This window comes from Paenibacillus zanthoxyli JH29, assembly GCF_000520715.1.
Lineage (GTDB): Bacteria > Bacillota > Bacilli > Paenibacillales > Paenibacillaceae > Paenibacillus_AQ > Paenibacillus_AQ zanthoxyli.
This window is the reverse complement of sequence record NZ_ASSD01000685.1, coordinates 11,882-36,982: the sequence shown is the minus strand read 5'-3', so window position 1 is coordinate 36,982 and position 25,101 is coordinate 11,882. Positions and strand designations below refer to the sequence as shown.

Below are 25,101 nucleotides of genomic sequence, written 5' to 3'. Positions count from 1 at the left end.
TCCGGCGCTTCGTCCCGCCATACGGGCTTCATCGGATACAGCGTTGCGCTTTCCAGTTTGGCGCTGCCTTTGGAGAGATACAGCTCCAGGGCGCTGCTCGTGGCGCTCGGGAAGATCATGCTGGAGATTACCGTGGTGCCGTCTCCCGAGAACACCTCCAGCGTGGATTCGTCCACATAGATACGCAGCTTGACGGTCCCGCTCTCCGGCTTCAGCGGAGCTTTCATCTTCTCGGCAAAGCCCGGTTCAAACGAGCTGTCTCCCGATTTGCTTCGGTCGACCGTCAGGGTGGTGGAAGCGGCGTTATAGGAAATGACCGTCTCCTGGCCGCCACCTTTTCTTACCTTGATACCGAATTCCGCATCGGCTCCGACATCAACAGCCGCATCCAGCTCATAGGATGTGCCGAGCAGCGAGGAGAAGGGATTGGAGCCCTTCTTCAGCTCCTGCGCCGGTATCTCCACAGGCTTGCCGCGAAGCGCGTCCAGCTCCTTGGCCGGCTGCTGCGCAAGCCTTAAGCCTTCTCCCGGAACTTCCTTGAGCGTCAGGACGCGCGGCACGGACATGTTGCCTTTCCATGGATCTGTCGGCATATTGAAGGGATAGCGCCAGTTGGACATCCAGCCTGCATAAATCCTCCGGCCGTCGCTCTCGGGAATGTCGGAGTAAGAGACAGCGGCGTAGAAATCCTTCCCGTAATCGGTCCAGAGCACTTTGGAGGGATCATTCTCATTCGTGAAGTTCTTGCCGTCAAATGAACCGACGAAATACTGATAGGTTGAGCCTTTGGTCGCCGCGTTGTTGCCGATGCTCACGGCCAGCACCCATTTCTTCTCCTTCGTGCCTTCAACCGGAAGCTTGAACAGGTCCGGGCATTCCCATACCGCAGCATGCGAACCCTGATCCGCTCCGAACTCGCCGGTCATCTCCCACTTTTTCAGATCAGGCGAGGAATAGAACCTAACTTTGTTATCCACAGATACGACCATCGTCCATGATTTGGAAGGTTCATACCAGAACACCTTCGGGTCTCTGAAATCCTTGAGGCCAGGGTTCGGGATGACGGGATTTCCTTCATACTTGGTCCACGTCCGGCCTTTGTCGGAGCTGTAGGCGATGCTCTGCGACTGTAATCCGCCCTTGAAATGGGTGAATATTGCAACCAGGCCTGGCTTTCCGTCAAAAAAACCGCTTGTATCCTTCCAATCCACCACCGCGCTGCCCGACCAAATCTCTCCGAGCGAATCGCGCAGCAGCGCTGCCGACAGATGCTGCCAATGAATGAGATCCGTGCTGACCGCATGCCCCCACTGTCCAGTATTCTGATAGAACTGGTGATACTCCCCCTCGAAAAAGACCATTCCGTTCGGATCGCTCAAATTGCCCGTTTCCGGGGACAAATGATACTGCGGCCGATACAGCTCGGTGTAATACTTCGGGTCCTGGCTGAATTTGAAAGGCGCTGGCGTCACTTCATTTGGCGTGCTTTCACGTTCCGCCTCTCCGCCCTTAGATGATCCTCCCTTTTCGCAGCCCGACACCGCCATAACCAGAGCCAGAGCCATCAGGCATAACAGCTTATTTGTTTTTCCGCTCATGCCGTCTTCTCCTATCTTGGGTTCAAAATATAAGCTTCTCCTTCTACGATTTCATTGTAGACGACCGGCGGATTTAAAAATTTCAATATCATCGGGTAATGACTTGCAATTTTTTGACCCGCTTTCAGGACTTGTTGTCCAGCTTACGTCAAGCCGGAGCAGACGGCAAAAAGCCGTTTCAGGCAACAAAAAAACCGCACCCCGGCGGTTCATCCGCTTAGGGTACGGCTCTGTTGATCTCACCGACTATTCAATAAATAATCTTCCCTGTATTCCTTCGGGCTGTTACCGCATGCCTTCTTGAAGACAGTGCTGAAATAACTGGAGCTGGAATAGCCGACAAGCATCGCGATATCGGTCAGCTTCAGTTCGTTCTCCTGCAGGAGCTGCTGGGCTTTTGCGATGCGCAGTCCCGTGACATAGTCGCTGAAGGTCACTCCCACATGCTGCTTGAACAGGCCCGACAAATACGTTTCGTTCAAGTGGAACATATCCGCCAGAGAGGACAGATTCAACTCGTAGCAGAAGTTCTCCTCCACATATTGGCGGACGGCCTCCACGATATGCTGGCCGCTGGAGAAGCGTGTCTTCTTAACCTCTTCCATAACAAGCCCGGCCAGTTCGTCGATCTGCGCCATAATGCCTTCCCTGGATTGGTAATCCGATATGGTCATTTGGCAGTTCCATAAATACTTCTGCAGCGAGGAGTCGCCAAGCTCGAACTTCTTAGCCACCGAGCTGAACAGCAGCAGCATCCGAAGGGCCAGAAATGTAAAAGCAAAGACCGGCGTATCCCGTTCCGTGGAAAAAACGGTTTGCAGCTGACGGCGGAACGCCGGCATATCGAGATTTTCGATGGCCTGAACCAGCCTGCGCTCCATTTCGGGCGTAAAAGCATTCGTCAACTCCAGCAGCCCGGTCTGTCCGCTCTCCTTGTGCTCATGCACAGTGCTCCGGCTCCAAGCCAGCATACAGGAGGCGTAGCCGTTCTTCAGGGCGTTCCATCCCTCCGCCTTTTCTCCGATTCCCGCCACACTATCCACATTCAGATATTCTGAAATATTCCGCTTCAGCTCGGCGACGAATTTCTCCGCGCTATTCTCCGGCCTGCCGTCCTCCATCACGATCAGAAAATACATCATGGAGGAGTGCGCAATCTCCGGAAACGGGTAGATGCCTTCCCGCCGCGAAGCCGTCTCCCTGCACAGCATCTGGAAGGCGAGGTTCATCAGGTCCCTGCGTTCCCGGCTCACACCGAGTCTGTCCGGAGGAATCCGCATCTCCACCGCAGCGAAACGGGCTTTAAAGCCGTCCGCAGCCAGAGGAGCAAGCTGAAGCTGCTGCAGCCGTTCCTTGACGGCCGAAAGACTGTACCATTCGTCTTTAACAAGCTGCAGCAAATAGTGCTCCTGCAGCATAATCAGCTGTTCATTCTTCTGATGCCGCTCCCGTTCCGAAGCGCGGAGCCGCTCCTGCTCCGAGCGAATGTCCTCGGCGAGTCTGCGGAGCATCTCGGTCAGCTCTCCCCGGGCGACGGGCTTCAGCAGGTAGTCTTTGACGCCAAGCTGAATGGCCGCTTTCAAATATTCGAAATCCGAATAGCCTGACAGTACGGCCGTTCGCAGTCCCGGGTAGCGTTCCTTACATATCGAGATCAGCTCAATACCGTTCATCTTCGGCATACGAATATCGGAGAGCAGGACCTGGGGAATCGGCCCCTTTTCCAGCAGTTCAAGCGCTTCGCCGCCGCTGGATGCTTCATACATAATTTGAAAACCGGCTTCTTCCCAGTTAATCTTGGCTTTGATGCTGTCACGGATGCCCTTTTCGTCATCTACCAGCATAATGGTATACATTGCTTTCAACTCCTTACCAGCGGCAGCTTGAGTGTAATGGACGTGCCCCCGCCTTCCTCCGATTCAATCGAAATCTCGAATAAGTCTCCGTAATAAAGACGGCAGCGTGATAGCGTGTTCCTGAGGCCGATGCTATTTCCTTTATCGTTTAATATACCAACTCCGCTCCTCAGCTCCGTATCCGCAAGTATGCCTGAGATCATATCCTGCGGCATGCCGATTCCGTTATCCTTGACCGTCAGCCATAGGCGGTCATCACGCAGTTCCGAGGATACGACCACTTCGGCGGCTTCACCTTTTTCGAGGCTGTATTTCACCGCATTCTCAACAATCGGCTGAAGAATAAATTTTGCGATATGAAGGGATTCCGCCTCAGGATCACTGTGGATGGAGAATATCAATTGATCCTGGTGCCGAAGCTTCTGAATGAGCAAATAGTCGCGGATGTAGCCTATTTCTTCGCTCACCTTCACCAAATCGCTGTTCAGATCAAGCGAATATCTCATCATTTTGGCCAGAGCTTCCGTCGCATCCATGACCAGGTCTTCCCGTTTCATCGCTGCCAGACCGCCGATAATTTCCAGTGTGTTGTTAAAAAAATGCGGATTGATCTGCAGCAGCAGCGCTTTGTATTCGGCATTCTTGCGCCTCAGATCCGTCTCGAATTCCGTCTCGATCAAATATTTCAGCTGATGAGTCATCTGCTCAAAGACGCTGGCCACATAATGCACTTCACTCCGCCGTGTGCGGACTTTGGGCATATGCTCCAAGGCAAGGTCGAACCGCCCGTGCTTGACGTGCCTCATCGCCCGCGCCATAGCACTCAGCGGCTTCGTAATCCCGATCGACAGCCATAGGGCGACGGCGATGACAAGAACCAGCAGGCCAAGGCTTCCCAGCAGAAGCGTCTGCTTGATTTGAGTGATCTTCGCGTACAGCTCGGCTTCGGGCACTTCGCCGATAATAATCCAGTTCTGTGCAGGAAGCTTGCGGTAGAACAGCAGATAATCCGTATCCTTCTGCCGCAGCGGAATGATTCCGCTGATTCGTCCGGCGGAATGCGCCTTCACATAAGCCAATCCCTCGCTGAGCACCTGCTTGCTGTCCCCAAGATTCTGGTCAAGCACGCTGGCTCCCTCCCCGGTCAGCAAAAAGGCTCTTCCGCTATCGCCGAACCGGATCTTGTCAATATCTCCCCGCAGCAGGTTGGTTGGGTAGTTGATCTTGAGAACCCCGATATTATTCAGTGACTGAAGCTGAACGAGAGGAACGATGAGGCTGTTCACTTCACTCTGGCGCATGCTTTCATCGCTCTGATCGGGGTCTCTGTGGGCTCCGGTCCATCGGATATTGTTGCGTCTATACTGCTTGTACCAATCACTGTCCAGGTAGTTTTTATCCTGCGTCCAGATTCCCCCGCCGAATTCCTTGAAGACCGAGACGGAGAGAATATTGGAGTTGTTGACGGTATAAGAAGAGAAGAAATTCCTCAATTGCTGCGTCGCCAGGTATCTCTCTCCGGCTGTGCTCCCGCCGTTTAATACGGTCGTAATCCACTGCTGGGTAAACGGACTGCTGAGCACCTGTTTCCCGGTATCCTCAATCTGCATGAGCAGCGTATCGGCATGAGAGGCAAACTGGCCAATCGTCTGCATCGTAGAGGTCTCGATGGAAGATTGGATCACATTGGCGGACTCCCTGCTAAAAATGAACACTACCGCAGTAAAGGGAATAATCAGCAATATGGAAAAGGACAGCATTAATCGGCTGCGCAGCGAGTACAACATACCATTCCAACTCCTCCCGAAGACTCCCATCTTCGCTTTCTTGCCGATAAACATTAATCAGTATAGTCTTTTATTGATGAAAAAGGAATGGGATCTCTTACATTCTCCATTCCGCCAAAGAGACGGCCGAAAACTCGGCCGCCTCTTTCTCGTAACTATTCTTATCTAGCACCGATGGCAACGCTTATTTTTGCGGCAGATCGGCATAAGCCTTGTCGATTTTAGTGATGGCATCGGCGACGGCGGCATCAATGTTCCGTCCGCTGATCGTCACTTCTTCAATCATCTTGTTAACCGCTTCGGACATTTGCGGGAAGATCGGCGTAATCGGACGCGGTCTGCCAAATTTTTGGTTCTGTACGACAAAGACGTTCTTCGGATATTCATTGAGTTCCGGGAATTGCTTGGCTACCGAGTAGCGGGCAGGAATATCTTTGGTGATCGAGCAATAAGTCTTCGAGCCTTCCGCTCCTGTAACGTAGTTGACGAACTGCCAAGCGGCCTCAGGGTTCTTGCTCTTCGCGGAGACGGCCAGCGCCCAGCTTCCGTTCGCAACGGCCTGCTGCGTTTCTTTAGGCAGCGGAGCGATGTCGTAATCGACGCCCAGCTTGAAGTTCGGGAACTTCTCGGCATAGTTGCCCAGCGACCACGAACCGTCGATTGTCATAGCCAGTTGATTGTTAGGGAACGGGTCCGGCGGATATTCCAGCGAGGATACCTTAGACTTGTTATACAGATCCGAGAAGAATTGCAGCGCCTTCTTCGTTTCCGGTTTATCCAGATAGCCTTTGGAGGTCGTTCCGTCCGGGCTCATGATATCACCGCCGAATTGCCAGATGATCGGGTATTTGAAGTAAGCCGTTCCGCCCGCGTTGCCGAAGCCCATGGCAGGGTCGATGCCGTAGACGCCTTTGCCCGGATCATTCAGCTTCTTGGCAGCGTCAAGCACTTGATCCCAGGTGATCGGCTCATCCGGATTTTTGGAAGGAAGCGGAATACCTTTTGCCTCGAACATCTTCTTGTTGTAGAACAAGGCGATCGATGATTCGGTCAGCGGCGCCATGTAAATCTCGTTCTTGTAAGTATACGTCTTGATGGTAGACTCCGGAATATCTTCCAGATTGCCGTCCTTTTTAAAGTATTCCGTCAGCGGTTGCAGAGCGCCTGCCTGCGCGTACGAAGCCATGTTCGGCGCGTCGATGGCCAGAATATCCGGCGGGTTACCTGAAGCGATGGACGTTCTGAGCTTGGTATCGTAATCCGCATACGGGATCGGGCTCATCTCCACTTTAATGTCGGGATGGCTCTCATTGAAGGAAGCCACCAATTTATCATACGCCGAGTTCTCGGCGTCGTTACCGGAGTTTCTCCAGAAGGTCAGCGTTACCTTCTCACTCTTTGTCCCGGAAGAATCCCCCTCCGCCGAGCTGTTGCCTCCGCCGCTATTTCCGCATCCGGCCAGCAGGCCGGCGATAAGCAGTGTGCTTAAAGCCAATTTTGTTTTCTTTTTCAATTCTGTCCTCCCCTTTCTGTTATTGAATACCCTTACATTGCAATCATAGCAGACCCTCTTCGCCATAAAATTCATTATTTTCTGTTACGCGTTTCTAAAATATTCAGGAATGAAGCGTGAACCTGGGTACCCCGTTATTGACTTGTTGCTATAATGGCAGGCGAAGATTCATATAACAAGGAGGCTGCCGGAGCTTCGTCCCCATCTGGCGGCTGAGATTATCGATTACCTGCGTGATCCTTCTTTCTTCCGCGATCTAGACGTTATGAAAGACAGTCAGGAAGTCATCCGGTCGCTCAGTGAACGGTTCGAAATCTATATTACCACTGCTGCGATGGAGTTCCCAAGCTCGTTTACCGCAAAATATGAATGGCTGAGAGAACACTTCGATTTTCTGAGCGATTTGAATCCGGGAGCGGCTTGCGCGCTAAACTCCCTGCGGAAACAGCGCATCCCGGGCGGGACAAGGCTGGCGATCCAGAAACTGCTCCAGCTGTGCCGGCATCGGATTATAAATATCCTTCAGCGAAGTGCCATTGTAAATATTGCCGATAATGACCGGATGGCACAGCTCAGAGATCAGGATATCGCCGTTGCCGTGCAGATGCAGCTGAGTCTTGCCCTCAATGCAGTGTGAAAAATAAACGCCCGGCTGCTCCCGGAAGCCGAGTTCCTCCATGAAACGGTCCATACAGGTGAAGTACAGCACGGTGTCTTCTTTTTTATTGGCAATCAGATCGTTGACCGCCTGCTTCAGCGCCTCCCGGGCCGCAATCGCTTTCCAGCCGCTGTGATCCATAATGATGCTGTTCTGAATTTCATGCGTGCGAACGCCCAGGGAATAGACATGCTCGCTGATCTCCCGCATATGGTGCTCAGTCTCGCTGAACAGCAGCGTTTCCAGCACCGTGTCCACTTCCGTCTGGGCGAACAGAGCGATATTCTCGCGAATTTTCTTGTACACATCAGGATGGATGTTGTAATACCGTGAGAAGTTGTCCGCCGAAGTAAAATTAAACGAGATATGTATCGTCGTCAATCCCGCAAGGGCCAGCTTGTCGATCCGCGTTCCGCTCAGCAGGCTGGCGTTGGAATTAAGCTGCGTCTGAATGCCTCTCGATGCGCAGTAAGCGACAACCTCCAGACAATCGTCAAATTTCAGCGTAACCTCGCCGCCGGACAGGCGGACTCTTTTCAGAGAAGGAAGTTCTTCAAGAATGCGGATAATTTCTTTACCCTCAAGGCTCTGCCCGTCATTCCGGTTGTATGCGCAGCAATAGTCGCAGCCAAAGTTGCAGTTTGAGGTAACGCCAATTTCCAGCCCCTCCAGATCCCAGGTTTGCGGTTTGGTAAGCTCCAGTGATTTGTAAGTCATGCTCTTATGTCCTCCCGAGAAGTAATTGCGGGCTGCGGCCCGATACTTTGAACCTAGTGATTATAGCGGTTTACGCCGCCGGAATATGTGATTTTTGTAGCTTCCGCATGTTTGTAAGCGATTCGTGATCGGGCGATGCTTAATCGAACACACTAGGCGGCAACCGGCTGCGGCAAAAGCAAGGAGCTATCCCTAAGTCCCTTTAAGCAGACTCGGAACAGCTCCTTTTTGCTTTGTCCAACCTATCCGCCCAATTCCACCGACTTATTCATCTCGCTCCACGCCGCCTGGCCGATCAGTCCGAGCCGCCAAATAGCGATGCCCTTCAGGTCGTAGCGCTTGGCAAGGCCAATCTTCGTGTTAACGGAGCCTTCATTCTCGCTTGCAAGCGAGATGCCGAGCACCAGCTTATCCTTCGTCGTCTGCTTCAGGGCCAGCCGGATCGCTTCATCCACTTTATCCGTTGGCTCGGGACGCTTCTGATCCTCGTATGCATAAGCCATAATGACAAGCTCATCCGCCAAAGAAGCCAGCGTCTTGTAGTCATAGCCTGCATATGAACTGTTCATTGGATGCAGGGCAATGCCTATTTTAAGTCCCTGGGCGCGGGCTTTGCCCGATACGTTTTTGACGAATGCGTTATAATCCGAGCGCACCTTCGCTTTGTCTCCAGTCAATCCGAGACCTTCCAGATCCAGCATAATGCCTTTGAAGCCTTTTTGAACGGCGGTATCGACAATCTTTCCTATCGTCTGATCTTGAAGGCTCTTATCCTCCAAGTTCTTCGTCAGCTCCAGCTTATCATCGCCCGAATAAACCATGAGGTATGGCGTCTTCCCGGCAGCGGCGGTATTCTGGACGATGGATTCAGGCGTTACGTCCCCGGCAGCCTGCGGCAAATAATAGTCCGCGCCCGCAGTGGTAAATTGCCCATCCTTGTCAATCCGACTCCAGCCAAAAGCAACATCATCAAATCCCGGCAGCAGCGCGTATTCGCTGTAGGAAGAAATCGCATAGAAGCCAAGCGTATACATATCCTTCTTCGGTGAAGTGATCGCTACCGTCTTCGCAGACTGGGTCCACGACACCGCCGCGCCGAACTGCTGGCTGAAGAAGCTTAGCGGAATCATCGTCGTGCCGCGCACCGTCTGCGGCGCTACCGCCAGCTTCACCGCCTTTCCGTCTACCAGGGCGGTCTTGCTGCCGAGCGTCAGAATAACCTGCTTACTCGCTAATTCTTCATCGCCTACGGCAGTGATTTTCTTCGCGCTCTGATTCCACTTCACCGTAATGCCAAGCGCTTCCGAAATGGCCCGGAAAGCTACCATCGTCGTACCGTTCATTACTACCGGCTCCACCGGAAAAGGCAGCGGATAACCGTCGAGTATAATGCTTACGCCGCCGGCGGCCGATACGGTCTTAGGCGCAGCAGCAGGCACGCTTCCCAGCAGCAGCGCCCCGCAGAGCAGAAGTCTTCCCCAATGCTTCATTTACAATGTCTCCTGTTCTCTCAAAAATATGATTTACGTCTATGAATGCTCGACTCTTTTAACGCTGCCGCCAGGCAATAGGTTGCTCTAATCAGCGGCAACTCTATTATTTTACCAATAATTGATAGTTTGTTCCAGTGATCATAGTTCTGCCGAGACAACGCAAAAAACCAAACGGCAGCTGATTACCGCTTGGCTTGACTCCTGTTAGGCAGGCTTGTGCTCCAGAAATACGTCCCTTGTAAATGAACTGTTGCAGACGATCATCACTCTTCGTCACCTTCCAGCGGCAGGCTCCACACCCCGGACCACTTCACCCACCTGACTCAAAATGCCATCCACGGAAGAGTGATCATTCACGTCATAGTCATCAATATTGAGCCGGAGCACCGGACAAGCGTCAAATTCGTCGATCCAAGCCGAATACCGTTCATACATTTTCCCCCAATAGGAGCGGTCGGTCTGAACTTCCATTTCGCGTCCCCGCTCCTTAATCCGCGCCAGAATAGACGGAAGCTTGCCCTCTAGATAAATCAACACGTTCGGATGGGGGAAGTACGGCGTCATCACCATCGCTTCATAAAGACTGGTGTACGTGGCATAATCCGTGGCCGACATCGTCCCCTGATCCGCATGCATTTTGGCAAAAATACCGGTGTCCTCGTAGATGGAACGGTCCTGAACAAAACCTCCGCCCAGCTCGAACATCCTCTTCTGCTCCTTGAAGCGCTCGCCGAGAAAGTAAATTTGCAGATGAAAGCTCCATCGTTCAAAATCGTCGTAAAATTTCTCAAGATACGGGTTGTGTTCGACCTGCTCAAGCGACGTCCGAAAGCCGAGACGATCGGCCAAGGCGGCCGTTAGGGTGGATTTGCCGACGCCAACGGTGCCCGCTACCGTAATCAGCGCATTTTCCGGGATATGATATGGATTCATTGCATAAGCTCCTTTACTTGGGTGAAAAAACAACCAGACCATTGTATCACGGCCGCCGGATCGGCGTATAGAAATTAATTTGGTTCGAAACCTTTTGCCCTACCCCGCGTCTAACCATTGATCTTTTTCAACTATTTTCCATTTCCATAAAGGGGAGATTCGACATGAAAAAATGGCTGGCCGGGCTAGGACTGGCCCTTGGAATTGCACTATCCGTACAAGGAGTAGCCTTGGCGGCTGAAGCGGGTACAAGCATCGCCGAATTTGGGCCAAGCTCGCTGATCAAAAGCGACGGCAGCTACTGGATATGGGGGGTTAACCAATCCGTCCCCACCCCGCTGGTCGGACTAGGGAAAATAAAAGCCGATCTAGGCAGCGGCATCGTGCAGAAGACGGACGGTTCATTTTGGCTGTTTAGCAGAAATACCCGAACTATGGCGCTCGAAATCCGGCAGGTTGAGGGCTTGAGCCATCCTGTTAAAATCTTTAAAGGCACCTCTTACGAGGCTGTCGCTGTAGATGCGGACGGCTCTGTTTACCGTGCCGCCAAGGACGGTAACGGCTATGCCGATCTGACAAGCTTCTCTCCCGTCTCCGGCATCGGTCAGGTAACGGATGCAGACGGGTACTACGAACAGACAAGAAGAGAAAGCAAATGGCATTATACTTTCTTGAAGAGTGACGGAACGGTCTGGCGGGCCAATAAAGATCTTTCCTCCTTTGAACAAATGCCGAACCTCAGCGGCGTTACCGGCATTGAGGGAAGCACTGCCCTCAAGCAGGACGGAACGGTATGGACCTGGCCGACCGAGTTTGACAGCGACCTGCTGCCTGTAAGTCCCCCCACAGCAGTAGCGATCCCGGGACTTGCCGATATCCGGTCGATTGAGATCGGCTGGATGACCAATTTAGCTATCGACAGCCAATCCCGTCTGTGGTTCTGGGGCTCGACCGTAACCGGGTTTTCCGACGGAACAACGCTGCACAAACAGGATAAGCCCGTATTGCTGACAGGGATCAGCGATGTTAAGGAAGCTTGTATAACAGAGCGGTCCCTGATTGCGCTGACCCTTTCCGGCAAGCTGTACGCGGCGTCCATCGACCGGGAAGCTATGCCCGCGAACGCGGAGTTTACTCTGCTAGACACTGGTGTTAAGACCATCAGAAACGGCGGCCGCCATCTCATCATGCAGAAGACGGACGGCAGTCTGTGGGGTTGGGGCGTGAACAAAAACGCCGATCAGGGCACCGGTGATTACGAGTTCATGCATCGTGAGCCGGTTGAAATGCAAAAGCCGATTAGCGTTACGCTGAACGGTGAAGCAGTCGCCATGAACAGCGGCGGCGTCATTACCAAAGACGGCCAGAACTTCGTCCCGCTCCGCTCGGTATTCGAGAAGCTGGGCGCCGTTGTCGCCTATAAGGAAACCTCGGGACAAAAGATGGTAACCATCACCCGCCAGGATGGCGATAAAAATACGGTCATCCAGGTAAGCGCCAAGACCGGAGCGACATCCGTTAACGGCGCCGAGGTAAAGCTGGCGAACAGTCCCTTCAATGTCAGCGGCACGGTTTATCTTCCGCTCCGATTCATCAGCGAGAAGCTAGGCGCGACGGTAGAGTGGCTGCCCGGGGAAGAGCGGATCGCCATTACAATGAAATAACCCTCCATCAGCTTGTCTAGGCATTCGAAACCGATAATGGTTTTGAATGCCTTTTTATATGTAAAATCAGCTGCTTCTATAAGCAACGGCATCGAGCATGCATAAGCAGGTCGGATTCACGAAATCCGTAGTCGTCGTCATCCGCGCAGGAAAATGATCTCTCTTGAAATATTCATAAAATACATCCTTCGCCGCGCTAAAGTCCTCAATATTTTTAAGGTACAGATTGATCTGCACAATATCATCAAATGCCGCTCCGGCCGATTCCAAGGTAGCCGCCAGACTGTCAAAGCTGGCTTGCATTTGGTATACAATATCATCTGATTCATGCCCGCCAGCGTGATGCGAGAGAAAGATAAAGCCCCCTGCCGATACGTAAGACGAGAAGGTATCATCTCCATAATGTGATGACGTTCTAACAATCATCCAAAACATCCCTTTCCGGTGGAAAATAGTTACTTACAGCCATTATACCAAACAAATGTTCGTATTTCAAGCTTCTATATCACATGAAAAAAGACAGCCGCCAGGCTGCCTTTTTCCGTGAGTTCAATATTAAGTTTACCTTAGACTTACGACAACCGGCCGCTGTAATCCTCATAGCCGAAGGTCCGGATCACCTTAATGCCTTCTTCTTCGTTGTAGGACACAATGGACGGCAGGTTGACGCCGTTGAACATATGGTTCTTGACCATCGTGTAATGTGCCATGTCGAGGAATACGAGACGGTCACCGGCCTTCAGCGGCTGCTTGAACGAGTAATCGCCGATAATGTCGCCAGCGAGACAGGTCAGTCCGCCAAGACGGTACGTATGCTCATACTCGCCCGGCTGCCCCGCACCTATGATGTTCGGCCGGTAAGGCATGGCCAGCACATCGGGCATATGGCATTCCGCCGAGGTATCGAGAATGGCGATTTCCATGCCGTTCTTGACCACGTCCAGTACCGTTGCCACCAGGTACCCGGTATTCAGGGCGATCGCTTCACCCGGCTCCAAGTAGATCTGGACGTTGTATTTTTCCTTCATATACAGAATGCAGCGAATGAGCGTCTCCACATCGTAATCCGGGCGCGTAATATGATGCCCCCCGCCGAAGTTGAGCCACTTCATATTTTTCAAATAAGGCCCGAATTTCTCATCCACGACCTTAATCGTCCGCTCCAGCGTATCGGAGTTCTGCTCGCACATTGTATGGAAATGCAGGCCCTCGATACCGTCCAACTCGTCAGCACGGAAGTTATCCAGTGTCACACCCAACCGGGAGTTGTTATAGCAAGGATCATACAGCGGAATCTCGATTTCGGAATATTCAGGATTCACGCGGATGCCGCAGCTGATGTGCTTCGGAGCGCTTTGCACCTTATCCTTGTACCGTCTCCACTGGTCGAAGGAGTTAAAAACAAGATGATCGCTGTACTTCATCAGCTCGTCGAATTCCGAGTCCACATACGCCGGAGCGTAGGCGTGAACTTCTTTGCCCATTTTCTCATAGCCGAGACGGGCTTCGAATAAGGAACTGGATGTGACGCCTTTCAGATATTTCCCTACGAGCGGGTAGAGAGCGTGCATGGAAAAGCCTTTTTGGGCCAGCAGGATATGCGCGCCCGTACGCTCCTGAACGGAGTTCAGCAGCTCAAGATTTTTGACAAGAAGTCTTTCGTCTACAACATAACTTGGTGAAGGAACCGCGCTGTAATCAATCTGTTTCATCGGTTCTTCCTAATCCAGCAGCGTCGGCGAGAAATCTTCCTGCCACGGCAGTCCTTTAGTATTCAGCAGCTCCATGAACGGGTCCGGGTCAAGCTCTTCCACGTTATATACGCCCGGTTTCATCCAAGTGCCCTTGATCATCAGCATAGCGCCGATCATGGCCGGTACGCCCGTCGTGTAGGAAATGGCCTGAGAGCCGACTTCACGGTAACACTCCTGATGGTCGCACACGTTGTAGACATAGTAATTCTTCGGCTGGCCGTCTTTGGTGCCTTGGGCGATGATGCCGATGTTCGTCTTGCCCTTCGTTCTCGGTCCGAGCGATGCCGGGTCCGGCAGAACCGCCTTCAGGAACTGAAGCGGAATGATCTCCTTGCCTTCGAACACGATCGGCTCGATGGAAGTCATGCCGACGTTCTCAAGCACCTTCAGATGCGTCAGGTAGTTTTGAGAGAAGGTCATCCAAAAGCGGATTTTCTTGATTCCCGTAATATTTTTGGCCAGGGATTCCAGCTCTTCATGATACAGCAAGTAGATGTCCTTCGGTCCGATTTCCGGCAGGTCGTATACCTTCTTCTCGGAAAGCGGCGGCGTTTCGATCCATTCGCCGTTCTCATAGTAGCGTCCGTTGGCGGTGATTTCGCGGATATTGATCTCCGGGTTGAAGTTGGTCGCGAAAGGATAGCCGTGATCCCCCGCGTTGGCGTCAACAATATCGATCGTGTGAATTTCGTCAAAATAGTGCTTAAGCGCATAGGCCGAAAATACGCCGGTTACACCCGGGTCAAAGCCGCAGCCTAGCACAGCCATAATACCGGCTTCTTCAAACTTCTTCTTGTACGCCCACTGCCAGCTGTATTCGAATTTCGCCGTTTCCGGCGGCTCGTAGTTCGCGGTGTCCAGATAATGCACGCCCGTTGCAAGGCAGGCATCCATAATGGTCAGATCCTGATAAGGAAGCGCAACGTTAATAACGACGTCCGGACCAAAGCTTTTGATGAGCTGGATAACCTCGTCGGTATTGTCTGCGTCAACCTGGGCCGTCTGAATTTTCGTGCGGCCTCCGTCCAATTTATTTTTCAAAGCTTCACATTTCTCGACTGTTCTGCTCGCAATACAGATCTCCTCAAAAACATCCGGGTTCTGGCAGCATTTATGAACAACAACGCTTGCGACGCCGCCAGCGCCGATAATTAACGCTTTTCCCAAAATGAATGACCTCCTCAAAGTTTTGTGGTGAAACAGCTTCCTTAGAATAAGCATCAGCAAAACTCGCTTCGAAAGCGCGTGATTATGAAAAATCAACAACGCTGATTATACATAACCTACTGTAAATAATCAATAAAAATCGACGAATACCGTGAAGAATTTACATAAATAATAATAATGCTTGAAAATCCTCAAAAATGCATAAAAATCCTCCGTTTTTCACCGCTTTAAAACGATAAAATCGGCAGATGCTTACAGTTAGCTATACCCTTTTTACACAGAAATAAACGGCCCATTGACCGGACCGCCATACAAACGAAGCAATTTAACTATTGTATCATAGTGAAATCCAAGATCACAGCCGCGTGTATATGCCGCCAGGGGAAACGCTTACAGATTGTTTATACAGATATCTGCACAGGAAATACAGTTCCATATTCAAACTTGCGCGTCTGGCCATGTGCATCGGGGTGGGGACCATCCGTCCGGTCATGTGCATCGGGTTGGGGGCCATCCGTCCCGCTGGCAAAACATCTAAAATGCAGTTTTTTCCATCGAGAGCGTCGGTTAGAAGGAAAATCCTACGATTGTGCAGGAATTTACGGTTATGCGGACTGAATTTGAAGTAGGACAGGCCCAAAAACTGCACGTTTGCAGGCATGTTCCCCCGTGACTTCCTCAATTGGACAAAAGGATGTACCATTTCAGGTTTTTGCCCCATTCCGCCCGCGCTCATTAAAGATCGGATCATACGGCTGAATCAAATGTCGCTCTGGCTGCAGCCGTTACTCCATCTTTTTACATAGGATTTGCCGCCTTCGTTAATCGAAAGATGGCCCCTTCCCCTCGCAGCCAAGTGGAAGGGGCCTTTTTGACATGATTGATGGAACGAAGCCGGGCCCTTACTGCCCGAAGCCCATACGCGGACGCTGGCGTTCCTTCGTTTCCAAGGCCACCGAACGGACGGATGATACCGGAACATAGTGTATCTGATATTCGGTCTTATACCTGATGAATTTCTCGTCCGCCTTCTCCAATACGCCATCGCTAAGACAAGAACCGTCCAGAAAATAGATCGTTACTTTTTCGCCCTGCAATGCAGATAACATGTTGTACTCCTCCTTTGTCCTCATAAATGGGTAATGATGGTGTCGATAATACCGTACTCCAGCGCTTCTTCTGCGGACATGAAGTAATCCCGGTCCATATCCTTCTCGACCTTGGCTTCCGGCTGGCCGGTGCGCTCCGAGGTGATGCGAACGAGCTTCTCCCTTGTCTGCAAAATCCGCTTGGCGGTAATGGCAATATCGCTGGCCTGCCCCTGAGCGCCGCCGTGCGGTTGATGGATCATGATCTCGCCGTTAGGCAGCGAGCAGCGCTTTCCCTTGGTTCCCGACAGCAGCAGAAAAGCGCCGAACGAAGCCGCGAAGCCCGTACAGATCGTATTCACCTGCGGCTTAATCAATTGCATCGTATCATAAATCCCAAAGCCGGCGGAAGTGGAGCCTCCCGGACTGTTGATATACATATGAATATCCTTCTCCGGGTCCTCCGCCGCCAGGAACAGCAGTTGGGCGATGACGCTATTAGCCAACTGGTCGTCAATTGCCGCACCTACAAATACAATCCGGTCTTTCAGCAGCCTCGAATAAATATCGTATGACCGCTCCCCTCGGCTCGTCTGCTCCAGTACATAAGGAATATAGCTCATTTTCCGTTACCTCCATATATTTAGTGGGTCTTATCTAACCCGCAAACGTTTGGAGGCTCCAAAAAGATACGCTGGCAGCCAAGAAAGCATCCCATCCACACGCCCACCCCTTCGGACAAAAAAAATATTTGTGCGCCGCGTATCGTTTAAGCTCCGTTATTCGTTTACACTAGGAAGAAAGAGTGACTGACTTAACTTTACGAGGAGGCGGTCCTATGGCTGCGTCAAAAAGCACAAATACCGGAACCCTTCCGGATCAGGAGGGTATTGTTCACCTGCAGGCTGTTCTGAAGCGGTACTGCCTGTCATTAACCGGATCAAGCTGGGATGCTGAAGATCTGGCGCAGGATACATGGCTGAAAGCATGGGAGCCTTTAAAAGCCGGGCACAATAATCCGGAAGCATTCCTGCTGCGGATCGCCAAAAATGCATGGATCGATGCCGGGCGGAGAAAAGCCTTGCTTCAGCGGATATTTGAGCTATCTAACGAAGCAAAATATATGGAACAGGAGAATGGGGAGTTTGCGGCTGAAATGGCCTTTCAGGCATTGATGAAGCACCTGTCTCCCCTGCAGCGGAGTGTATTCCTTATGAGAGATGTGCTGGAGTACACCGCAGCGGAAACGGCGGAGCTGCTGGACACCACAGAAGGCGCCGTCAAAGCGGCGCTGCACCGGGCGCGGCTGGCTATCCCCGCCGTCAGAAAGGAATTGTCAGCGGACGGTCCGACGCTTCCGCTGGAACGGAGCTACCGCGACTTCCTGGAGCAGATGGCGGCCGCATACAAGCAGGGTCAAATCGCAGAGCTTATTGAACTCACACAGCAGGGCGATACGAAGCAAGGCACTGTTATTGCTGTCAGTCCCCGGATGGAGAGCGTTCAACCTTACAGCATGAACGCAGGTCCGCTAAATTTCGAAATGCGCATGGCGGCCTAGCGCACTATACTAAAATAGCCCCGAACATCAGCAAAAGAAGCGCCACAGCCGCAAGGCTCAGCGCTTCTTTCTGTTCTTTTTGCAGCATCTGAATTCGCCGCCTGCAGTTCACCTGGTTTGAGCTTCCTCGGCTCCCCTGCCAGCTTGATGAGTCCGGCCTTCCGCGCTCACTGAGAGCCCCCCTCCGCAGCCGGCTTCTTCCCTAACTTGAACCGTGAAGTAACTTTCTTGGCAAGTCCGGGCAGAATCGCAAACCCATCCTTTTCAAACAGGGAATTGACCATAAAATACAGCGGGAAGATCAGCGCTGACAACACAAGCCCCCATAATATCAGGGAAAAGAAAGAATGGATAGGAAGATTGACGCTCTCGATAATCAGACTGATAAAGACGAACAGTGCAATATTCGCCCCCCACTTTCGCAGCGTGATCCAGGGACTGCGCTCCAGAAGCCTCCGGTTGGCATAAATAATCATATCCGTGGAGCGGTAGAGGAGTGCCACAATCGTGCCCATTAATACGCCGTAGACGCCGAACATCAGGACAAATCCAATAGAACAGACGAGATTGATCGCCGACTCCAGAATCGATCTTCCCTGGGTGCTGCGGAAATGGCCAGCAATTTCGATTACATTATCCACCGGCGTCCGGGCGTTGATCAGCAGCTTGGCCGCGACGAACAGCACCGGAAGCAGATAGTCGATATAATTTATATCTTTAACCCCGGCCGTATATAGCCCCATAAATGGCAGTATCAGAATATATACCATATTGATTACCGCGAAAATAAAACCCATATAATACGTCTCGTATATATTGTACAACTTCATGAACTTCGCTCTGTTGTCGAAATAGTTTTGGCCAAGCGCGAATTTGAGGCTGCCGCTGACCATAAACACCAGATTGTCCACGATGTTGAACACCATATTGTACATGACGTAGATACTGACGACTTTCAAATTGGTGAAGACCGTCAGCACCAGAATGTCCGTATTTTTAAAAATCAGGTAGGACAGCTCGTGAATAAGCGCAGAGTTCTTTTGGCTGATCGCCGCATAATCGGGCTTCCGGTTCAGATCAATCCAATGGTAATACTTACGGATATACAGCCGGTATACGACAATTTGCAGTAGAATGACGATAAAATAAACCGCTTGCACTGCAATAATATTAAAGCCTTGTAGCAGAAGCAGGATTCGGACAAGACTGTTGACGATATTGGCAACCGTACCGACCGAGGATTCAATATAGCTCTTTCCCTCGGCCAGGAGCAGCACTCTGAACTTCCCCTGAAAATAATAGTTGACCGCGCCGCCCAGCCCGCTGAGCGCCACAACCGCCATTACCGTAAGCGCGTCAAACCCGGATTCAATCACAAACGGATAAACACAGGCAATCAATACAACCGCGGCAAAATAATAGAGGCCTGTCTTCTTGTAATAAATGGAGGTGGCAGCCAAAATGTCATTGATCTTAGAACGGTCGTTCTGCCCGATCGGACGGTACAGGGCCTGAATCGAGGCAGCGCCTACGCCAGCTTCCAGCAGAGACAGATAGGCGATAATCTGCGTAATGGAAGCGATCAGTCCGTTGGCTTCCGAACCGTAATTCAGCATAATCAGCCTGGGAATAAAGAAACTGAGTGCAATTGTAACCAGTTGGCTGAGTAAACCGATGGAAATATTGAGAATACTGCGTTTGGCTAACATACCGTTCCTCCTCTTGCTGATTCTTAAGCTGCCGCGTTAACCCAGGAACATACAATTACGCTTACGACAAAATGGCTGCCTGCGGTTTCCCGTTATGCCGCCGCATGGCGGAATTTGGAGCGAAGGCCCGCCTTTATCCGTATAGCCGCCTGACGGAATCCGAGCAGCAGCAAATACAGCTCCGGCGCGATCAGAAAGGAGCGGATTTGCACATTCACTCTGCCGTGCTCTTTCATTTGGCGCTTCATGACAAGGCGCATCTCTTCGTTCAAACGGGGGTAATGCTTGTCGATATCCCGCAGCAGCGCACGGATCGAAACATTGCCGGGGCTTCCTAGGCAGGTCTTCAGATTGTAAAAATAGTTCTCAAGCATATGACGGGTGAGCAAAGTATCACGGACATCCTTCAGCTCCGGACGCCCTTTCATATATTCTGCCGCCCGCTTGAAGGCATCCGCATAATCGAATTTTTTGACATTATAGACGCTTGAAATGGACGTGCTCCGCTGGAGATAGAAAGACAGCACTTTGTCAATAAATACAACATTGGCCGCAAGCGCCAATGCTTTGAACGTGTACTCCTGATCCTCCCCGTTAATACAACCCGCTGCATACGTAACGCCGCCTTCTTGCAGCATCGCTCTGCTGTAAGCGGCGCTTGCCGTCCAAATCCGCATATTCTTCTCTACCAGTATCCGCCGGAGCGCATCCGTGCCCGGCAGTTTCTCCGGAAGACCGCGAATATCCCGGTAAAAATCAAAGATCTGCTTCCCGTTCTCATCGACCAACAGCCATTTCCAGCAAATAATCTCGGGAGCTCCGTCTTCCGCAGCTTTGACAAAAGACTCCACCAGAGCAGGGTCCACATGATCGTCGCCGTCCAGGAACATAACGTAATCTCCAAGCGCTTCCTCTACACCCCGGTTTCGGGCGGCGCTGACGCCGCCATTCTTCGTGCGGATCAGCCGGCAGTTGGCCAGCCTTCCCCGGTCAATAAAGTCCTGAACCGCCTGTCCCGTTCCGTCAGTGGAGCCGTCATCAACGACAATCGTCTCAAATTCCTTGTTCGTCTGTTCTGCCAGCGACTCAAGCGTATAGCCGATATGCGTCTCGACATTGTACGCCGGAATGATTACGCTCAGCTTCATTAAAGCACTCCTCCTCTTGACGGTTATCCGATATCTTCTTATTTATTTCCGGCTAGAACGGCCGGTTTGAACTTTACACCGCTATCGCCGCCCACACTGTCCATGAACAGCGCATTCAGCTTGGCGCCGATAATCTCCTCGGAATATTGGCTCTCTACAATGTTCAGCGCCCGGTCGCCCATTTCCGAGCGGATTTCAGGGTCCGACAGCAGTTTGCGCAGCGCGTCGGCCAGCTGGAGCGGGTCGAGATTCTCCGCAAGCAGGCCGTTCTCCCCGTCCCGGATCAGCCCCCTGACGCCCATAACATTGAAGGCCACGGCAGGCAATCCGCAGGCGCCCGCTTCCAGAAGGACGAGAGGCAGCCCTTCGTAGCGCGAGGGAAGCACAAACAGCTCGGAGGCGTTATAATAATGCCTCAATTCATTTTTGTCGCGCACCGACCCAAGCAGGATGATTTTGTCCTCAAGCCCGGCAGCCGATATCCGTTGCCGCAGCTCCTGCTCATCTGGCCCGCTTCCGGCGATCAGCACCTTCAGATCCGGAAAATCCCCCAACGTCTTGACCGCCTCGACGAGCAAGGAATGCGCTTTTTGATGCTCGTCCAGCCGTCCGACCGTAATGATATACCGCGAGTTAGCGTCAAGGCCCAACGCCCGGCGCGCTTCTTCCCGGTCCTCCCGGTGGAAGATGGAGCGGTTGACGAAATTCGGAATGATGCGGATACGGTCCTTCATTTCGGGCAAAGACAACTGCATGCTGCGATGCTCATCCTCGTTAAGCGTCGTCAGATAGGCGGCCTGCCGCAAGGTCCGTCTCTTGATCGGCATCAGGAACCCCGGTATGCTTCCGCCGTGATATGCGGCAATAATGGGGAGACTTAAGTGTTTGGCGACGCCGGCCAGCCGTTCAAACCGCCCGGACGCATATTCCTGAGCGTAGATAACATCGATGCCGTCGCCCTTCAGTATTTGCGCAAGGTCCGGCTGAATGGTGGAGATATACTGGGAGACAAATTTGAGGGCGGGAGTCCGCTTCGAGAACGGAATCCGGTCATACAGACGGTACGCAGCGTTGACCGGTATGAACTTCACCGTACAATCAACGACTTTATGCCGGTAGGTACGGGCTTTGCTGCCCGTTTTCGTGAAATTGTAGATCGTCGTTTTAATACCGTGCTCACGGAGCAGACGGGCATAATCGAATGAAAAATCATTATGATAGGATTCGACATACTCCCGCTCGCTGATGCCGAGTCCCTTCACGAAAAAATCCTCGAAGCAGTTGGTATGCATGAAAATTCCGATATGCATCATAGGCTCCTCCCCGATAGATAAGAATACGTAACCGGACCGCAGTTTTACGAGTAAACCTACATCAGGCTCTGATTCTTTTCTTTACGGAATGGAAAGATCAGGGTGCTGTACAGCAGGCTGTAGAACGCTTCGCTGGTGGACAGAATCAGGCCGGCCATCTTCAATTTGGGTCCGACCGGCTTAGCGCCCAGAATTACAGAGAGATTCTCCCGCAGAAACTTTTTCACCTTGGCGACATCTTCGCTTTGATCCATACCGTCTTTTTGCCTGAGCAGATAATTGTACAGCTCCATCGCTTCATTAATTACGACGTTTGCGGCCCAGCCCCAGGTATGCTTGTCGATTTTGTCATAGTACTGGCTTCTGACCTTTTCGTATTTCTCATATGCACCGGAGAACTTATCCTGCAGCTTTTTCAGATCTTTGCTCCCCGTGATGCTCTCTTTTCTCTTGAAGTAATAATATTTGGGTATGTTGACGATAGCGACCTTTGAAGCCTGCATGAACAATTTATAGGTGGTCGGAGTATCCTCATAATAAACCCCAACGGGATAGTTTACGCTGCGGAACAGTTCTCTTTTGTAAAGCTTGTCCCAGGCCAGATTCTTGATCCGGACATCCATCAGCAGTTCACTTAATCCTTCCACGTTTCCCAGCACTCGGGGAAAGCCGTCAAAGTTGTTAATTTGGAACAGTTCACCGTCAACCACCTCGTAATGGCAGCATACGGCGATATCCGCTTCATGTTCGATCAAGGAGTTGTACAGCGATTCGTACATATCTTCGGCAATCCAGTCATCCGAATCGACAAAGCCGATATACTTGCCCTCTGCGGCGTTGATTCCCCAGTTTCTGGCATCGGATAATCCGCCGTTCGGTTTATGAATGACCTTGACCCTTGTGTCCATGGCCGCATAGCCGTCGCAAATGGCAGGGCAGTTGTCGGGAGAGCCGTCATCGACTAGAATCAGTTCAAAGTTCTCGAAGCTCTGTGCCAGAATCGAATCCACGCATTTATGGATGTAGTTCTCCACTTTATACACAGGCACTATGATGCTGATTTCCGGTTTCTCCGGTTTCATCGAAGCAGGCACCCCTTTTCAATTAGAGAATAAAAAATCTAGTTTAAAGCTCACGTTCGGCTGATTGCGATTCACTTAAACCAAATATATTTATCACCTGGAAAAAGGTCAATGCACTTTCAGAAAACACCGAAAAAATGGCTCTAACGTAGTAGACGGGCATACGCTTGAAGAGGGGGAACCCGAACCGAATGTTACCTTGGCTATCCCGCCATCGGACGGCTTTTTGGAATAAGATAAGAAATACCCCAAAATTTTCATTTCCATTATAAAAAGGAGGAACCCGGCCATTTTCGGCGGATTTCTCCTTTAATCATTACTCCGTTGTTGCCCTTTTGAGCTCCTCCACATATGCAAGAGCCAGCTTGGAGAGCACGGCGTCTTTATGGCAGATCCAGCCGACGTTGATGCTCTCGCCGCAGTCCAGCGGAACGGGAATAATCTCATTGCCGTTCAGGTCCGCGCTCAGCACGCCGGTAGAAATCGTATATCCGTTCAGCCCGATGAGGAGATTGAACAGCGTCGCTCTGTCGTTGACCCGTATGCTTTTGGGATGCGAGAGCGTGCTCAAAATTTCCTCGGAGAAGTGAAAGGAGTTATACTCCCCCTGTTCAAAGGACAGGTAGGGATATTCGTGAAGCTGGTCTATGGTGACGATGGACTGTTTGGCGAGCGGGTTGTGGATGCTGATAAAAATATGCGGCTTCGCCGTAAACAGACTGTTAAACGCTAGTCCCGCGTCTTTCAGCAGCCTGCCCATCACTTTGGCGTTGAATTCGTTCAGATACAGGATGCCGATTTCGCTGCGGAGGGTTTTGACATCCTGGATAATTTCGTAGGTCTTCGTCTCGCGGAGCGCGAGCTCATACTCCTCCTGCCCGTACTCCCGCACCAGGTTCACGAAGGCATTCACCGCAAATGCGTAATGCTGGGTGGACACGGAAAAATGCTGCGGCGACGGCTTGGCGCCAAGATACCGGTTCTCTAGCAGCTCGGCCTGCTCGACCACCTGCCGGGCATAGCTTAGAAATTCCGCGCCTTCCTTCGAGAGGGAGATGCCTTTGTTGGTCCGCTCAAAGATCGTGATCCCGATCTCATCTTCCAGATCCCGGATCGCGTTGGACAGGCTGGGCTGGGAAATGAACAGCCGCTTCGCCGCCTCATTCATCGAACCGCGGCCCGCAACCTCGATCACATATTTCAGTTGTTGTAAAGTCAATGGGCGCGTTCCTTTCTTCTTGGCTTAGGCTCTACTCATCCTTGAGGTTGCCGCAGGTAAAGCCCTGCTCTTTCAGCGTCCGCTTCGCATCGCTGTATTCCGGATTGGCGGCGAAGAAGGCCGCGACCCGTCCGGTCCAGCTTTTTTCCTCCAAGCCCTGGGCTTTCAGCAGTTGGCGCTGGGTTTCGTTAATCTCTCTCAGATAACCGGCCAGATCCGGGTTATAGCTCTCTTCATGCCATACCGCGTGGAGGGGAAGCCGGGGCTGCTTCGGCACCTCAACTTCGGTATAGCCTACACAGAGGCCGACGATGGGGAATACATATTTCGGCAGCTTAAGCAGGTCGATAACGCCGCGCGTATTCCGCCGGACTCCGCCGATCGGAATGATGCCAAGGCCGAGAGATTCCGCCGCGACAATCGCGGCTTCCAGCGCAATCCCCACATCGGTCGCTCCGGTCAGCAGCACATCCACATCGCGTTCCGCTTCAAATGAAATATGCTCAATCTCACCGGCCAGCTTGGCGCGGTAAAAGTCCATGCAGAACACAAGAAATACCGGAGCCCCGGCCACATGCTTCTGGTTCCCGCTGAGAATGGACAGCTGCCGTTTGCGCTCCTCGTCCCGTACGGAAATAATCGTCACATGCTGCCCGTTGATCCATGAGGGAGCCGCCTGCGCCGCTCCGATGATCTTCTCCAATACTTCCTGCTCCACATCCCGCTGCGAGTACTCCCGGTAGGAGCGGTGATTGGCCAACGTTGAAAGCACTTCGTTCAAATCAATATCCTCCTTATGGTTACTTGCTAAGCCATATTATAACGGATATCCGCGCAAAAT

Annotated in this window: 20 protein-coding genes and 1 pseudogene; 3 read left to right on the top strand and 18 right to left on the bottom strand. The window is 51.9% G+C overall.

Features of this window, described 5'->3' with window-relative positions; all coding sequences use genetic code 11:
- From L691_RS0126500 to L691_RS0126485, 4 genes are all read right to left on the bottom strand, one after another.
- Window positions 1-1,598 (bottom strand): glycoside hydrolase family 32 protein (locus tag L691_RS0126500; protein WP_025693217.1); only part of this gene is annotated, 1,598 nt, incomplete at its 3' end.
- Window positions 1,599-1,837: 239 nt separating this feature from the next.
- Entirely contained in the window at window positions 1,838-3,454 is a 1,617-nt protein-coding gene (locus L691_RS0126495; RefSeq protein ID WP_025693216.1) for a response regulator transcription factor, read from the bottom strand.
- A gap of 5 nt (window positions 3,455-3,459) precedes the next feature.
- The gene (locus L691_RS0126490; RefSeq protein ID WP_025693215.1) at window positions 3,460-5,241 is read right to left on the bottom strand and encodes a sensor histidine kinase; all 1,782 of its coding nucleotides are present in this window, start codon (window positions 5,239-5,241) and stop codon (window positions 3,460-3,462) included.
- A 184-nt stretch (window positions 5,242-5,425) separates the two neighbouring features.
- Window positions 5,426-6,754 (bottom strand): ABC transporter substrate-binding protein, encoded by a 1,329-nt coding sequence (locus tag L691_RS0126485; protein ID WP_025693214.1) that lies wholly within the window; start codon window positions 6,752-6,754, stop codon window positions 5,426-5,428.
- Window positions 6,755-6,920: 166 nt separating this feature from the next.
- On the opposite strand from L691_RS0126485, the pseudogene L691_RS34025 reads away from it, so the two are divergent.
- Window positions 6,921-7,142, top strand: a pseudogene (locus tag L691_RS34025) (5' nucleotidase, NT5C type); the annotation flags it as partial.
- A gap of 39 nt (window positions 7,143-7,181) precedes the next feature.
- Here the strand turns inward: L691_RS34025 and L691_RS0126480 are convergent.
- The 3 genes from L691_RS0126480 to L691_RS0126470 all read right to left on the bottom strand — a co-directional run bounded on the left by L691_RS0126480 (window position 7,182) and on the right by L691_RS0126470 (window position 10,555).
- A complete protein-coding gene (locus tag L691_RS0126480) occupies window positions 7,182-8,129 on the bottom strand; it encodes a radical SAM protein (RefSeq protein ID WP_025693213.1) in 948 nt (315 codons plus the stop codon).
- Between the two features lie 242 nt (window positions 8,130-8,371).
- On the bottom strand, window positions 8,372-9,619 hold the full coding sequence (locus L691_RS0126475; protein ID WP_025693212.1) for a stalk domain-containing protein: 1,248 nt from the start codon (window positions 9,617-9,619) through the stop codon (window positions 8,372-8,374).
- A 276-nt stretch (window positions 9,620-9,895) separates the two neighbouring features.
- Window positions 9,896-10,555: a deoxynucleoside kinase gene (locus tag L691_RS0126470; protein WP_025693211.1), complete on the bottom strand. Its 660-nt coding sequence runs from the start codon at window positions 10,553-10,555 to the stop codon at window positions 9,896-9,898.
- A 164-nt stretch (window positions 10,556-10,719) separates the two neighbouring features.
- On the opposite strand from L691_RS0126470, the gene L691_RS0126465 reads away from it, so the two are divergent.
- Entirely contained in the window at window positions 10,720-12,219 is a 1,500-nt protein-coding gene (locus tag L691_RS0126465; RefSeq protein ID WP_025693210.1) for a stalk domain-containing protein, read from the top strand.
- A 66-nt stretch (window positions 12,220-12,285) separates the two neighbouring features.
- On the opposite strand, the gene L691_RS0126460 is transcribed toward L691_RS0126465, so the two are convergent.
- The 5 genes from L691_RS0126460 to clpP form a co-directional block, all read right to left on the bottom strand.
- Window positions 12,286-12,645 carry a RidA family protein gene (locus tag L691_RS0126460; RefSeq protein WP_025693209.1) on the bottom strand — a complete coding sequence of 120 codons (360 nt, stop codon included), beginning with the start codon at window positions 12,643-12,645 and terminating at the stop codon, window positions 12,286-12,288.
- A gap of 146 nt (window positions 12,646-12,791) precedes the next feature.
- Window positions 12,792-13,931, bottom strand: a complete 1,140-nt coding sequence (nspC, locus tag L691_RS0126455) for a carboxynorspermidine decarboxylase (RefSeq protein WP_025693208.1) — start codon at window positions 13,929-13,931, stop codon at window positions 12,792-12,794.
- A gap of 9 nt (window positions 13,932-13,940) precedes the next feature.
- A complete protein-coding gene (locus tag L691_RS0126450; RefSeq protein WP_025693207.1) occupies window positions 13,941-15,140 on the bottom strand; it encodes a saccharopine dehydrogenase family protein in 1,200 nt (399 codons plus the stop codon).
- A 902-nt stretch (window positions 15,141-16,042) separates the two neighbouring features.
- Window positions 16,043-16,249, bottom strand: a complete 207-nt coding sequence (locus tag L691_RS0126440; RefSeq protein ID WP_025693205.1) for a hypothetical protein — start codon at window positions 16,247-16,249, stop codon at window positions 16,043-16,045.
- 20 nt (window positions 16,250-16,269) lie between these two features.
- Window positions 16,270-16,851 (bottom strand): ATP-dependent Clp endopeptidase proteolytic subunit ClpP, encoded by a 582-nt coding sequence (clpP, locus tag L691_RS0126435; RefSeq protein ID WP_025693204.1) that lies wholly within the window; start codon window positions 16,849-16,851, stop codon window positions 16,270-16,272.
- A gap of 215 nt (window positions 16,852-17,066) precedes the next feature.
- Here clpP and L691_RS30280 point away from each other — a divergent pair, with 215 nt between their 5' ends.
- Window positions 17,067-17,789 (top strand): RNA polymerase sigma factor, encoded by a 723-nt coding sequence (locus tag L691_RS30280; RefSeq protein ID WP_025693203.1) that lies wholly within the window; start codon window positions 17,067-17,069, stop codon window positions 17,787-17,789.
- A gap of 167 nt (window positions 17,790-17,956) precedes the next feature.
- Here the strand turns inward: L691_RS30280 and L691_RS0126420 are convergent, their stop codons facing one another.
- From L691_RS0126420 to L691_RS0126395, 6 genes are all read right to left on the bottom strand, one after another.
- Window positions 17,957-19,498, bottom strand: a complete 1,542-nt coding sequence (locus L691_RS0126420; RefSeq protein WP_025693202.1) for a lipopolysaccharide biosynthesis protein — start codon at window positions 19,496-19,498, stop codon at window positions 17,957-17,959.
- A gap of 92 nt (window positions 19,499-19,590) precedes the next feature.
- Window positions 19,591-20,646, bottom strand: a complete 1,056-nt coding sequence (locus tag L691_RS30925) for a glycosyltransferase family 2 protein (protein WP_025693201.1) — start codon at window positions 20,644-20,646, stop codon at window positions 19,591-19,593.
- Window positions 20,647-20,684: 38 nt separating this feature from the next.
- On the bottom strand, window positions 20,685-21,959 hold the full coding sequence (locus L691_RS0126410) for a glycosyltransferase (RefSeq protein ID WP_084654496.1): 1,275 nt from the start codon (window positions 21,957-21,959) through the stop codon (window positions 20,685-20,687).
- A 56-nt stretch (window positions 21,960-22,015) separates the two neighbouring features.
- Window positions 22,016-23,041, bottom strand: coding sequence for a glycosyltransferase family 2 protein (locus L691_RS0126405; RefSeq protein ID WP_025693199.1), 1,026 nt, complete (start codon window positions 23,039-23,041; stop codon window positions 22,016-22,018).
- 316 nt (window positions 23,042-23,357) lie between these two features.
- On the bottom strand, window positions 23,358-24,260 hold the full coding sequence (locus tag L691_RS0126400; RefSeq protein WP_025693198.1) for a LysR family transcriptional regulator: 903 nt from the start codon (window positions 24,258-24,260) through the stop codon (window positions 23,358-23,360).
- A 31-nt stretch (window positions 24,261-24,291) separates the two neighbouring features.
- Window positions 24,292-25,032 carry an NADPH-dependent oxidoreductase gene (locus L691_RS0126395; protein WP_232229287.1) on the bottom strand — a complete coding sequence of 247 codons (741 nt, stop codon included), beginning with the start codon at window positions 25,030-25,032 and terminating at the stop codon, window positions 24,292-24,294.
- Window positions 25,033-25,101 lie beyond the last annotated feature (69 nt).

What these genes read in the sequence shown, in the direction of transcription:
- L691_RS0126440 (WP_025693205.1), bottom strand. Translation starts at nt 16,249, where the DNA reads ATGTTATCTGCATTGCAGGGCGAAAAAGTAACGATCTATTTTCTGGAC.
- L691_RS0126460 (WP_025693209.1), bottom strand. Translation starts at nt 12,645, where the DNA reads ATGATTGTTAGAACGTCATCACATTATGGAGATGATACCTTCTCGTCT.
- L691_RS0126490 (WP_025693215.1), bottom strand. Translation starts at nt 5,241, where the DNA reads ATGTTGTACTCGCTGCGCAGCCGATTAATGCTGTCCTTTTCCATATTG.
- clpP (WP_025693204.1), bottom strand. Translation starts at nt 16,851, where the DNA reads ATGAGCTATATTCCTTATGTACTGGAGCAGACGAGCCGAGGGGAGCGG.
- L691_RS0126410 (WP_084654496.1), bottom strand. Translation starts at nt 21,959, where the DNA reads ATGATGCATATCGGAATTTTCATGCATACCAACTGCTTCGAGGATTTT.
- L691_RS0126465 (WP_025693210.1), top strand. Translation starts at nt 10,720, where the DNA reads ATGAAAAAATGGCTGGCCGGGCTAGGACTGGCCCTTGGAATTGCACTA.
- L691_RS30280 (WP_025693203.1), top strand. Translation starts at nt 17,067, where the DNA reads ATGGCTGCGTCAAAAAGCACAAATACCGGAACCCTTCCGGATCAGGAG.
- nspC (WP_025693208.1), bottom strand. Translation starts at nt 13,931, where the DNA reads ATGAAACAGATTGATTACAGCGCGGTTCCTTCACCAAGTTATGTTGTA.
- L691_RS0126470 (WP_025693211.1), bottom strand. Translation starts at nt 10,555, where the DNA reads ATGAATCCATATCATATCCCGGAAAATGCGCTGATTACGGTAGCGGGC.
- L691_RS0126480 (WP_025693213.1), bottom strand. Translation starts at nt 8,129, where the DNA reads ATGACTTACAAATCACTGGAGCTTACCAAACCGCAAACCTGGGATCTG.
- L691_RS30925 (WP_025693201.1), bottom strand. Translation starts at nt 20,646, where the DNA reads ATGAAGCTGAGCGTAATCATTCCGGCGTACAATGTCGAGACGCATATC.
- L691_RS0126420 (WP_025693202.1), bottom strand. Translation starts at nt 19,498, where the DNA reads ATGTTAGCCAAACGCAGTATTCTCAATATTTCCATCGGTTTACTCAGC.
- L691_RS0126475 (WP_025693212.1), bottom strand. Translation starts at nt 9,619, where the DNA reads ATGAAGCATTGGGGAAGACTTCTGCTCTGCGGGGCGCTGCTGCTGGGA.
- L691_RS0126495 (WP_025693216.1), bottom strand. Translation starts at nt 3,454, where the DNA reads ATGTATACCATTATGCTGGTAGATGACGAAAAGGGCATCCGTGACAGC.
- L691_RS0126405 (WP_025693199.1), bottom strand. Translation starts at nt 23,041, where the DNA reads ATGAAACCGGAGAAACCGGAAATCAGCATCATAGTGCCTGTGTATAAA.